The organism is Streptomyces sp. NPDC048331 (assembly GCF_043201215.1).
In the GTDB taxonomy this organism is placed as follows: Bacteria; Actinomycetota; Actinomycetes; order Streptomycetales; family Streptomycetaceae; genus Streptomyces.
Window position 1 is genome coordinate 653616 of sequence record NZ_JBICYT010000001.1, and the last position, 10815, is coordinate 664430.

A 10815-nucleotide genomic window follows, 5' to 3' on the forward strand; every position below is an offset into this window, starting at 1 on the left:
TTCCCTCTGAACTAGCTCAGATTCCCTCGCGCTCGGCGGAGTCCCGCAGGACACTTGGGGCTCGTTGCCGGAGCTCTCTGAGGGGGATGCCGATGCGGGACAGCCATCGCGGTGAGGCCGAGCGGCTGTTGGAGCGGGCCGTGGACGACACGGCGCGGCAGGGCACGGGTGCGGGCATCGACCGGGCGACGCTGCTGGCTCGGGGCCGGGAGGCGCTGGACGCGCTCGCCGCGAGTGCGGCGCCCGAGTACGAGGCGTACGTAAGGGCTCTGGACGAGGCGGCGGCCGGGGACCAGTCGCTCGGTGAGGCCTTCCGGCGGGGCAATCCCTCCACGGCGTTGCTGGTGACGGCGGTGGCCGCGGCCGCCGCCGTGGGCGCGGACCTGTCGCTGGGTGTCGCGGCCGGGACGGCGCTGACCGCGGGGGCCGTGGTGGGGATCTCCGGGGCGGTGGCGACGGTGGTGAAGGTGACTGCGCTGCACCTGCCGGCCGCGAACCGGCGGGCCGGGGAACGGGGCCGGCCGGGCGGTCCCGAGCAGTTGAGGCTGCAGTGGCTGTCGGCGCTGGAGGTGCGCGGGATACGGCCGTTCCTGGAGCAGCAGCGTGCGGTGGCCGCGGCGGCCCGGGCGGCCCGGCCCGTGGCCCGGCCGACGACGGCGCGCCCGGCTCCGCGGTTGCGGGGTGCGGACCGCAGTGCGGAGGCGCGGCGGCGCAACGCGCTCGAGCATTCCTTCGGGCAGCTGCCGGCTCCGGCGGAGGGGTTCGCGGGGCGGCGGTCGGAGCTGACGCGGATCGCTCAGTGGGTGCAGGCGGCGCGGGCGAGTACGGAGACCCGCCCGGTGGTGGTGGTGCTGCACGGCGAGCCGGGGGTGGGGCGTACGACGCTGGCGCTGCGGGCGGCGCACGCGCTGCGGGACCAGTTCCGGGGCGCGTGCCTGGTGGACCTGCGGGGCGGTTCGGCCGGGGAGGCGTTCGGGGACGCGCCGCTGGCCACGCGGGAGGCGCTGTTGCACCTGATGAACCGGCTCGGTGCGCCGCGCGAGCAGCTGCTGTTCCGTGAGGGCGCGTCGGCGGAGCAGCAGGTACGGCGGCTGGGCGAGCTGTACCACCAGCATCTGCAGGGACTGCCGGTGACGGTGCTGCTCGACGACGCGGTGGACGCGGCGCAGGTCCGACTGCTGGTCCCGGAGCGTTCCGAGAGCCTGGTGCTGGTGACGGCGCGGGAGCCGTTGGAGCTGCCGGCCGACCTGGCGGCCTGGGTGTACCAGCTGCCGGTGGAGCGGTTGGCGCGGGAGGAGTCGACGGAGCTGCTCCGGACGGCGTGGGCGGGACCGGCGGGCACCGCGGCGGGCACCGCGGACGGGGCCGAGGAGGACCTGGCCGCCGTGGTGGAGCTGAGCGGCGGGCTCCCGCTCGCGCTGCGGCTGCTGGCTCCGCCGGCGCGCGAGGGCCGGGCCCTGACGGACGGCACGGCCGCACACCCGGTGGAGGCGGCGCTGCGGACGGCGGACGCGCGGCTGGCCGAGCCCGCCCGGCGGTTGCTGCGGCGGCTGCCGCTGGCCGGGCGGGCCTCGCTGGGCGGCGCGGCGGCGGCCGCGCTGGGGGACGTACCGGAGGCGGCGGCGCTGCGCACGCTGGAGGAGCTGTGGGAGGCCGGGCTGATCGAGCGGGTGCGCGGCCAGCGGTTCCGGATGCACGACGCGGTGCGCTCGTACGCGGCGGCGCGGGCGGCGGAGGACGAGGACCGGGCGCAGGCCGTGGCGGCGCACGAGCGGCTGATCCGCGTCTACGCGGGGCTGGCGGACGCGGTGATCCGGATGGTCGACGGGAAGATGTCGACGCGGGCGAACCAGTTCGGGGTGCACGGGTTCGCCTCGCTGGACGCGGCGCTGCGCTGGCTGGACGACGAGTCGAGCTTCATCACGGCGGCGCTGCGGCATTCGGAGGGCGTGGACCAGCAGGCGGTGCTGGATCTGCTGGGCGCGCTGTGCGATTTCTGTCTGTTGCGCGGGGACCTGTACCGGCTGGGTGAGATCGACGAGCTGACGCAGGTGGTCGCGGCGGGTCAGAACGGGTTGAAGGGGCAGCAGGGGCGGCTGGTGCGGTCGGTGCAGTGGCGTACCGGTATCGCGGCGCGTCAGCTGGGCGAGCTGGACAAGGCCCGCACCACGCTGGCCTCGGTGGTGGACCAGTACATGGAGGCCGATCAGGAGGCCGCGGCGGCGATGGCCCTGATCTCGCTCGGGATCACGCTGCACCACCAGGGCAATCTTCCGGAGGCGGCGGTACGGATCCGGGAGGCGCTGGAGCTGCAGGAGCCGCCGGAGCTGGCGGGTGACCGGGCCTGGGGCCTGCACGCGCTGGCGGCGGTGGAGCGGGACCGGGCACGGCTGGCGGAGGCGGCGCGGCTGCTGGAGACCTCGCTGGCCTTGCACCGGGAGAGCGAGAGCGTGCACGGGGAGGCGTGGGCGCATTTCCAGCTGGGGCAGGTGCACCTGCGGTTCGGGGACGTGGAGCCGGCGGAGGTGGAGCTGCGACGGGCCCTGGACCTGTACGGGCGTACCCGCGACGACCGCGGTGAGGCCTGGGCGCTGACGCAGCTGGGCCGGGCCCGGGTGGTGGACGGTGATCCGGGACCGGCGGTGGACGGGCTGCGGGAGGCGCTGGCCCGGCACCGGGAGGCGGAGGACGCGCGCGGCGAGGCGTGGACGCAGTACTACCTCGGGCAGGCACTGGAGGTGGGCGGCGAGCGCGACGAGGCGGTACGGGAGCTGGAGCGGGCGCGGACGATGTTCTCGCGGATGCGGGACGTGTACGGGCTGGCCTACGCCCGCCACCATTCGGGTCGGGTGACGCGGGACCAGCGGGCGGCCCAGACGGGGAACCTGCGCAACTCCGGCTTCGCCCGTCAACTGCTGGTGGACGCGCGGGCGGACTTCCGGCGGATCGGTCTGGCGCACGGCGAGGCGTGGACGTGCCTGGAGCTGGCGGTGATCGACGCGGGCAACGGCCGGCTGTCGCAGTCGCTGGGGCTGTGCGAGGAGGCGGTGCGGCTGTTCATCGCGTACGGGGACCGGCGCGGGGAGGACTGGGCGCGGTTCCTGCGGTGCACGATGCTGCCGTACGCGGTGCCGGCGGCGCCGGAGGAGGCGCGGGCGGAGCTGGGGCGCCTCGCGCAGGCGCCGCATCCGGCGCGGGACGGCCGGCTGGAGGACTGCCTGGAGACGTACGGGGTGATCCTGGGCCGGGGCGTGGATCCGGCGGAGGGCTGGCAGGCGTGGCGGCTCGGCCTGGTGCCGAACCTGCACTCGCGGGAGGTCATGGGGGTCCCGCGGGCCTGAGGCGACCCGGGCCCGGTCGGCGGCCCGCGCCTCGGCCACGGGGCCCGGACCGTCGGGCCCGCGCCCCCCTCGGCCGCCGCCCCGCCGATTCTCCCGGCCGGGGCGCCGGCGCACGCGCGCGAGGGTCCTACGGGCGCCGGGCGTACCGGACCCGGCTCCGGTCCCTGAGCCGCCTTACGGGGCCCGGGTGCCGTCCGTGCCGGGGGCGGCCGGGGCCGCGGGATCCGGGGCCTCCTCGAAGTTCACCCGGCCCATGTGCCGGTTCATGGACTTCATCAGGGCCCACACGCCGACGGCGAGGGCCGCGAAGACGACGAAGCCGAGGAGGCCGGGCGTCACCTTGTTCTTGTCGAAGGTGTCACCCGCCAGCGGAAGGAGCTGGGTCAGTGCTGCCTGCGTAGCGCTCATAGCTACGCATTCTCCCGGATGCCCGCGAAGAGGTCGGACTCGGGGAGGGAAGTGTCGACGAGCGACTTCGCCAGCTCGTACTCCTCGGTGGGCCAGACCTCCTTCTGGATGTCCATCGGGACGCGGAACCAGCCGCCGTCCGGGTCGATCTGCGTGGCGTGCGCGATGAGGGCCTTGTCACGGATCTCGAAGAAGTCGGCGCAGGGCACGTGGGTGGTCAGGTTCCGCTCCTTGCGCTCGAACTCCTTCCACCGCTCCAGCCACTCCCCGTAGGGGGACTCCAGGCCGCGCGCGAGCAGCGCCTCGTGGAGGGCGATGGTGCGCGGCTTGTTGAAGCCCTGGTTGTAGTAGAGCTTCTGCGGCTGGTAGGCCGGGCCGTACTCGCTCTCCGGGTACTTCTCGGTGTCGGCCGCGCTGTCGAAGGCCAGCATGGAGATCGTGTGGGTCATGATGTGGTCGGGGTGCGGGTAGCCCCCGTTCTCGTCGTAGGTGGTGACGACCTGCGGCTTGAAGGCACGGATCTTCTTCACCAGCTCGCCGGCGGCCTCGTGGACGTCCGCGAGCGCGAAGCAGCCCTCGGGCAGCGGGGGCAGCGGGTCGCCCTCGGGGAGGCCGGAGTCGACGTAGCCGAGCCACTCCTGCTCGACGCCGAGGATGTCGCGCGCCTCGTCCATCTCCTTGGCGCGTACCTCGTGGATGTTCTCCTCGATGTACTTGTCGCCCTGGAGCTTGGGGTTCAGGACCGAGCCGCGCTCGCCACCGGTGCAGGTGACGACCAGCACGGGAACCCCCTCGGACACGTACTTGGCCATGGTGGCCGCGCCCTTGCTCGACTCGTCGTCGGGGTGGGCGTGGACGGCCATCAGTCGAAGCTGCTCGGTCAAAACAGGATCCTCTGCGATTCGGCGCGACACTCAGCTCCTATAGTGACCGAACTGGGGGGCGGAAAATTCCAGGGGTGACCAAGCCGTCCCCGGCGAGAGGAACGATCATGAGCGCGGTGCGCGAGGGACTGCCCGAGGGCCGGTACGGCCGGTCGGCGGACGAGCGTGCGGACCGGAAGCTCAAGATCATCGGATCGGCGCTGGGTGCGGTGCTGCTGGGCGTGGTCGGCTGGATCGGTTGGGACTACGTCGCGGGACAGAGCGTGAGCGCCGAGGTGATCAAGTTCCAGGTGATTTCGGACACCGAGGTGAAGGTGCACCTGGAGGTCCGCAAGGAGTCCTCGGTCACCGGTGTCTGCTCCCTGAGCTCCCAGGACAAGGAGCACGCCGAGGTGGGTCGCGCCGATTTCACCTTCGCGCAGGGCTCGTCGCGGGTGGACGAGCTCGTCACCCTGAAGACCACCGGCAGGGCCGCGATGATCGAGCTGGTCGGGTGCCGGCCGGCGCCTTCCGCCCACTGAGGTCCGAAAAGGATTGAAGTCGCGCCCCGCGAGGCAATGAGCCTGTGGGGTCCTCCCTCTTTTCTTCCCGAATTGTTAGGCTCGTGGTTTCGTCCGCCGCTGGCGGCAGTAGTCCCCTGTACCGACGAGGAGCACCCGTGACCCAGACGAGCGAAAGCGTCACCTGGCTGACCCAGGCGGCGTACGACCAGCTGAAGGCGGAGCTGGACTACCTCTCTGGTCCCGCCCGCACGGAGATCGCCACGAAGATCGCAGCCGCCCGCGAGGAGGGCGACCTGCGTGAGAACGGTGGCTACCACGCGGCGAAGGAGGAGCAGGGCAAGCAGGAGCTGCGGGTCCGCCAGCTCACGCAGCTCCTGGAGAACGCCAAGGTCGGCACCGCGCCCGCGTCCGACGGCGTGGTGGCCCCCGGCACGCTCGTCAAGATCGCCTTCGACGGCGACGAGGACGACACCATGGAGTTCCTGCTGGCCTCGCGCGAGTACGCGTCCTCGGACTTCGAGACGTACTCCCCCCAGTCCCCGCTGGGCAGCGGCGTCATGGGCAAGGCGATCGGCGAGGACGCCGAGTACGAGCTGCCGAACGGCAAGAAGGCCTCGGTCAAGATCCTGGACGTCAAGCCCTTCACCGGCTGATCACCCTCGGTCACCGTTTTCTTCCTGACAGACCACGCGATGCCCGGCCGGACCCTTCCGGCCGGGCATCGCGCGTTCCTGATCGGTACGGGGCCGCGGGCCTCAGCCGTCCGCTCCGCGGTACTTGCGGACCGCGAGGGTGCGGAACACCAAGATGATCAAGGCCGACCAGATCAGTGAGGCCCAGACGGGGTGGACCATCGGCCAGGCGTCGGACGGGGACACGCCCGGGTTGCCGAAGAGTTCGCGGCAGGCCTGGACGGTGGCGCTGAAGGGGTTCCATTCGGCGATGGGCTGGAGCCAGCTCGCCATGTTCTCCGTGGGGACGAACGCGTTGGAGATGAACGTGACGGGGAACAGCCAGATCAGCCCGCCCGAGGTGGCGGCCTCCGGGGTCCGTACGGACAGCCCGATCAGGGCGCCGATCCAGGAGAAGGCGTACCCGAGCAGGAGCAGCAGACCGAAGCCGGCCAGCACCTCGCCGGCGCTCGTGTGGGTGCGCCAACCGACGAGGAGGGCGACGATCGCCAGCACCACCATGGTCAGCGCGGTCTGCATCAGGTCGGCCAGGGTGCGGCCGGTCAGGACGGCGCCGCGGGCCATGGGCAGCGATCGGAAGCGGTCGATCAGGCCCTTGTGCATGTCGTCCGCGATGCCCGCGCCCGCGCCCGCCGTGGCGAAGGTGACGGTCTGGGCGAAGATCCCGGCCATCAGGAAGTTCCGGTAGTCGCTGGCGCTGGTCGAGCCGCCGATCATCATCGAGCCGCCGAAGACGAAGCTGAACAGCACCACGAACATGACCGGCTGGATCAGCCCGAAGATCACCATCTCGGGGATCCGGCTGAGCCGGATGACGTTCCGCTTGGCGATCACGAGGGAGTCGTTGACGCTCTGGACGACTCCGCCGCGCGGACGGGGCGCCGCGAGTTCGCCGTTCGGGGAGGTGCCCAGGTCGGGGGACGTGAGGGTCACTTCGCCGCCTCCTTCCGGGCCGCCTTGCGACCCTTGGCCCCGGGACCTGCCGGCGCGTCGTCGTTGTCCTCCACGGCCTTCTCGGCCGCGTGCCCGGTCAGGGAGATGAACACGTCGTCGAGGGTGGGGCGGCGCAGGCCGATGTCGTCGATCTCGATGCCCCGGCCGTCGAGTTCGCGGATGACCTCGGCGAGCAGCTTGGCGCCGCCCGACACGGGCACGGTCAGCTTGCGGGTGTGTTCCTCGACGGTGGTCTCGCCCTTGCCGAAGCCGGCGAGCACCTCGCGGGCGGTGGGAATGTGTTGCCGCTCGTGGACGACGACCTCCACGCGCTCGCCGCCGGTGCGGGCCTTGAGCTGGTCGGAGGTGCCGCGGGCGATGACCTTGCCGTGGTCGACCACGCAGATGTCGTGCGCGAGGTGGTCGGCCTCCTCCAGGTACTGGGTGGTCAGCAGCAAGGTGGTGCCGCCGGCGACCAGTTCCTGGATGATGCCCCACAGTTGCTGGCGGTTACGGGGGTCGAGTCCGGTGGTCGGCTCGTCCATGAACATCACGGGCGGGCTGACGACGAGGGCGGCCGCGAGGTCCAGGCGCCTGCGCATACCGCCGGAGTAGGTCTTCGCCGTACGGTCGGCGGCGTCGGAGAGGTTGAAGCGTTCGAGGAGTTCGGTGGCCCGCGCTTTGGCCGCCTTGGCCTTCATCTGGTAGAGCTGGCCGACCATCTGGAGGTTCTCGCGGCCGGTCAGGTACTCGTCGACGGCCGCGAACTGGCCGGACAGACCGATGGCGCGGCGGACTTCGTTGGGATGCTTGAGGACGTCCATGCCGGCGACGACGGCCTTGCCGCTGTCGGGCCGCAGGAGGGTGGTCAGGACGCGTACGGCCGTGGTCTTGCCCGCGCCGTTCGGGCCGAGCAGACCCAGGACGGTGCCTTCGGGGACATCGAGGTCCACGCCGTCGAGAGCCCGTACATCGCCGAAGGTCTTGACCAGACCTTCGGCGTAGATAGCGCCTGGCATATGGATTCTCCCAGTGAATCGGGCCAGTAGAATCAGGATATTCAGGGCATTTCTACGCAAACCCTATGGGCGCCGGGCGGGTCCTGCTCGGCCGAACGGGGGATGTGTCCGGCCGGAGCGGCAGGCGGGGAGACGGTGAGCTCGGTGCCTTCTCTAGCTCATCACCTTGTATCCCGCGCCGTGCAGGGAACGCGCGACTTCCGCGCAGTGCTCCGGGCCCTTCGTCTCCAGGTGCAGTTCCACCTCCACCTCCGTGAGCCCCAGCCGCGGGTCCGTCCGCACATGGCTCACGTCCAACACGTTCGCATCCACCACTGACAACACCGCGAGGAGCCCGGCCAGGGCACCCGGTCGGTCGGCCACGCGCAGTCGCAGGGACAGGTACCGGCCCGCCGCCGCCATGCCATGGCGCAGGATCCGCTGGAGCAGCAGCGGATCGACGTTCCCGCCGGACAGGACGGCCACCACCGGTCCACCGCCGTACAGTTCGGGCTCGGCGAGCAGGGCCGCGACCGGACTGCACCCGGCCGGTTCGACCACCAGCTTGGCCCGCTCCAGGCACAGCAGCAGGGCACTGGAGAGGGCGTCCTCGGATACCGTCCGCACATCGTCGACGAGTTCGGCGATGATGTTGAAGGGGACGTCGCCGGGGCGGCCGACCTTGATCCCGTCGGCCATCGTCATCGGTTCCTCGATCGAGATCGGGTGCCCGGCCTTGAGCGAGGGCGGGTACGCGGCCGCGCCCGCCGCCTGCACCCCGATGACCCGCACGTCCGGCCGCAGCGCCTTCACGGCGACCGCGACACCGGCCGCGAGACCGCCGCCGCCGATCCCGACGAGGATGGTCCGCACCTCCGGGCACTGCTCCAGGATCTCCAGGCCGACGGTTCCCTGGCCCGCGATGATGTCGCGGTGGTCGAAGGGGTGGATGAACACCGCGCCGGTGCGGTCCGCGTACTCCTGGGCGGCCAGGAAGGTCTCGTCGACGACCTGCCCGTGCAGCCGCACGTCGGCGCCGTAGTCCTGGGTCGCGGCCACCTTCGGCAGCGGCGCCCCGACCGGCATGAACACGGTCGAGCGGACCCCGAGGAGGGAGGAGGCCAGCGCCACGCCCTGCGCGTGGTTGCCCGCGCTCGCGGCGACGACGCCGGCGGCCCGCTGCTCGGGGCGCAGGCCGGCGATGCGCACGTAGGCGCCGCGCAGCTTGAAGGAGCCGGTGCGCTGGAGGTTCTCGCACTTGAGGTGGACCGGGGAGCCGGTCAGTGCGGACAGGTGCCGGCTGCCCTCCATGGCGGTGACCCGGGAGACGCCGGAGAGCATCTTCTGAGCCCCCCGGATGTCGTCGAGGATGACCTGGGGGACGGGCTGGGGCACGCGGTAGTTCATGCCGCCAGTCTCGCAGGGCGCGCGGGAGGGGCGATATCTCGCCATCCGGGACACCTGCGGGGCGGCGGCCCGAACCGGCCGTATCAGTTCTCGTACGAGGCGTACGAGCCGCCGCACGGCCGCGTACTCTGTCCCCCAACCTTGTCGGACCCACGCGAAGAGAGCCCACGGCCATGCCTTCCACCCCGGCCAATTCCGATCTGCCCGCGGCGCCCGACGCGCCCGCCGGAGCCGGTCTCCTCGACGCGCTCCAGCACCAGGTGGCGGTCTTCGCCCGCCGTGCCGAGCAGACCCGTCTGGGCGGTGTGGGCCAGGCCCGCAACTCGATGGACCGCGCCGCCTACCTGCTGCTCAACCGGCTCGACCTGGAAGGCCCGATGGGCGTGAAGGCACTCGCCGGCGGCATGGGGATCGACTCCTCCACGGTGACCCGGCAGGTCGCGCCGCTGGTCGACGGCGGTCTGGTCAAGCGGACCTCGCACCCCGAGGACGGGCGGGCCGTGGTGCTCGCGCTGTCCCCGCGGGGGCTGGCCCGGTTGGAGGAGGTCCGCTCCTCGCGGCGCGAGCTGATGGCTCGGGTGACGGAGGGCTGGAGCGAGGGCGAGCGGGAATCCTTCACCGGTCTGCTGACGCGCTTCAACCTGTCGCTGTCGGAGCTCATGGCGGCGGTGGCCGAAGCCGGCCCCGCCTCGTGAGCGGAGTCCGTCCGTCCTCTTGACCTGGGCGGCCCCGCTGCCCGCACTATGTGGACCATGCGGGTAGTTGATCAACAGGCGGGCTCCTACGCGGAGTTCGAAGCCTTCGTCGCGGGTGCGGCCGGGCGTCTCCTGCATGTCGCGGTCCTGCTCACCGGTGAACCGGAGTCGGCCCGGCGGCTACTGGCGGGCGCGCTGGCCCGGACGTACGCGAACTGGCGGCGGCTGCGCGGGGACGATCCGTACGACTTCACCCGCCAGGAACTGTGCGCCGCCTTCGCCCGGACCGGCTGGCGCCACCACGGCGGCGCCGGCCTGCTCGCCCGGCTGAGCCCGCCGGAGCGGCTCGTCCTCGTCCTCCGGCTCTACGAAGGGGTCGCGGAGGAGGTCACGGCGGCGCAGCTCGGCATGCCGGTGGAGCGGGTGCGGGTGCTGTGCAACCGGGCCGTGGAGGCGCTGCGGAACCGGGGGGCGGCGTGAGTGGGATCCCGGACCGGAAGGAAGCCCAGGTCAAGCGGCTCCTGCAGGGCCCGTACCCGCCGGTGCCGACGGGGCTGGCGGCCGGTGCCGCGGCTCGGGGCGGGCGGCTGCTGCGGAGGCGGCGGGCGCTGCGGAGGTTCGGCTGGGCCGTACTGTTCGCCGCCGCGGTGGCCTTCGCGGTGTGGGCCTCCCTGACCCACCCCTGGGCCGAACCGCCGACGGGCGTCTCCCCACCCCTCCAGGGCTGGTGACCCCGCCCGGCTGCGCCGAGCCCCTTCCGGCGGCATTCCAGCCTCGCCGGCGTTTGAGGCGCGGGGTCTGGGGCGGAGCCCCAGGGAACCCGGCTCCGCCGGGCACCGGGCGCCGCCCCGCCCCCCCCCCCCCCCCCCCGGGGGGGGGGCCCCCGCCCCCAAACCCCGCCCCGCGGGGAGGGGGCGGGGGGGGGGGGGGGGGGGGGGGGCCCGCGGGGCCCCC

The 10815-nt window shown here is 72.6% G+C and carries 11 protein-coding genes; 6 read left to right on the top strand and 5 right to left on the bottom strand.

Features of this window, described 5'->3' with window-relative positions; genetic code table 11:
- Positions 1-92: 92 nt before the first annotated feature.
- Positions 93-3341 (top strand): tetratricopeptide repeat protein, encoded by a 3249-nt coding sequence (locus ACGFYY_RS03085; protein WP_393706735.1) that lies wholly within the window; start codon positions 93-95, stop codon positions 3339-3341.
- Positions 3342-3515: 174 nt separating this feature from the next.
- Here the strand turns inward: ACGFYY_RS03085 and ACGFYY_RS03090 are convergent, their stop codons facing one another.
- Positions 3516-3749: a hypothetical protein gene (locus tag ACGFYY_RS03090; RefSeq protein ID WP_266380780.1), complete on the bottom strand. Its 234-nt coding sequence runs from the start codon at positions 3747-3749 to the stop codon at positions 3516-3518.
- Between the two features lie 2 nt (positions 3750-3751).
- Positions 3752-4633 (bottom strand): mycothiol conjugate amidase Mca, encoded by an 882-nt coding sequence (gene mca, locus ACGFYY_RS03095; protein WP_030765146.1) that lies wholly within the window; start codon positions 4631-4633, stop codon positions 3752-3754.
- Positions 4634-4740: 107 nt separating this feature from the next.
- On the opposite strand from mca, the gene ACGFYY_RS03100 reads away from it, so the two are divergent.
- Together ACGFYY_RS03100 and greA are read left to right on the top strand one after the other, a co-directional pair.
- Positions 4741-5154, top strand: a complete 414-nt coding sequence (locus ACGFYY_RS03100; RefSeq protein WP_393706736.1) for a DUF4307 domain-containing protein — start codon at positions 4741-4743, stop codon at positions 5152-5154.
- A gap of 137 nt (positions 5155-5291) precedes the next feature.
- The gene (greA, locus tag ACGFYY_RS03105; protein ID WP_030765152.1) at positions 5292-5789 is read left to right on the top strand and encodes a transcription elongation factor GreA; all 498 of its coding nucleotides are present in this window, start codon (positions 5292-5294) and stop codon (positions 5787-5789) included.
- Positions 5790-5891: 102 nt separating this feature from the next.
- Here greA and ACGFYY_RS03110 read toward each other — a convergent pair whose 3' ends face one another.
- The 3 genes from ACGFYY_RS03110 to ilvA all read right to left on the bottom strand — a co-directional run bounded on the left by ACGFYY_RS03110 (position 5892) and on the right by ilvA (position 9166).
- The gene (locus tag ACGFYY_RS03110) at positions 5892-6761 is read right to left on the bottom strand and encodes an ABC transporter permease (RefSeq protein WP_393706737.1); all 870 of its coding nucleotides are present in this window, start codon (positions 6759-6761) and stop codon (positions 5892-5894) included.
- Positions 6758-7780, bottom strand: a complete 1023-nt coding sequence (locus tag ACGFYY_RS03115; protein WP_393706738.1) for an ATP-binding cassette domain-containing protein — start codon at positions 7778-7780, stop codon at positions 6758-6760. The genes ACGFYY_RS03110 and ACGFYY_RS03115 overlap by 4 nt, the downstream gene beginning before the upstream one ends.
- A gap of 153 nt (positions 7781-7933) precedes the next feature.
- Complete coding sequence (ilvA, locus tag ACGFYY_RS03120; protein WP_393706739.1) at positions 7934-9166, bottom strand: threonine ammonia-lyase; 1233 nt, start codon at positions 9164-9166, stop codon at positions 7934-7936.
- 173 nt (positions 9167-9339) lie between these two features.
- On the opposite strand from ilvA, the gene ACGFYY_RS03125 reads away from it, so the two are divergent.
- The 3 genes from ACGFYY_RS03125 to ACGFYY_RS03135 are packed head-to-tail and all read left to right on the top strand — an operon-like array spanning position 9340 to position 10592.
- Positions 9340-9861 carry a MarR family transcriptional regulator gene (locus ACGFYY_RS03125; protein WP_365280708.1) on the top strand — a complete coding sequence of 174 codons (522 nt, stop codon included), beginning with the start codon at positions 9340-9342 and terminating at the stop codon, positions 9859-9861.
- 57 nt (positions 9862-9918) lie between these two features.
- The gene (locus tag ACGFYY_RS03130; protein WP_393706740.1) at positions 9919-10341 is read left to right on the top strand and encodes a sigma factor-like helix-turn-helix DNA-binding protein; all 423 of its coding nucleotides are present in this window, start codon (positions 9919-9921) and stop codon (positions 10339-10341) included.
- On the top strand, positions 10338-10592 hold the full coding sequence (locus tag ACGFYY_RS03135; RefSeq protein WP_365280714.1) for a hypothetical protein: 255 nt from the start codon (positions 10338-10340) through the stop codon (positions 10590-10592). The genes ACGFYY_RS03130 and ACGFYY_RS03135 overlap by 4 nt, the downstream gene beginning before the upstream one ends.
- The last annotated feature ends 223 nt before the right edge of the window (positions 10593-10815 follow it).

Coding starts and splice junctions, on each gene's coding strand:
- ACGFYY_RS03085 (WP_393706735.1), top strand. CDS start 93: ATGCGGGACAGCCATCGCGGTGAGGCCGAGCGGCTGTTGGAGCGGGCC.
- ACGFYY_RS03090 (WP_266380780.1), bottom strand. CDS start 3,749: ATGAGCGCTACGCAGGCAGCACTGACCCAGCTCCTTCCGCTGGCGGGT.
- ACGFYY_RS03100 (WP_393706736.1), top strand. CDS start 4,741: ATGAGCGCGGTGCGCGAGGGACTGCCCGAGGGCCGGTACGGCCGGTCG.
- ACGFYY_RS03115 (WP_393706738.1), bottom strand. CDS start 7,780: ATGCCAGGCGCTATCTACGCCGAAGGTCTGGTCAAGACCTTCGGCGAT.
- ilvA (WP_393706739.1), bottom strand. CDS start 9,166: ATGAACTACCGCGTGCCCCAGCCCGTCCCCCAGGTCATCCTCGACGAC.
- ACGFYY_RS03125 (WP_365280708.1), top strand. CDS start 9,340: ATGCCTTCCACCCCGGCCAATTCCGATCTGCCCGCGGCGCCCGACGCG.
- ACGFYY_RS03130 (WP_393706740.1), top strand. CDS start 9,919: ATGCGGGTAGTTGATCAACAGGCGGGCTCCTACGCGGAGTTCGAAGCC.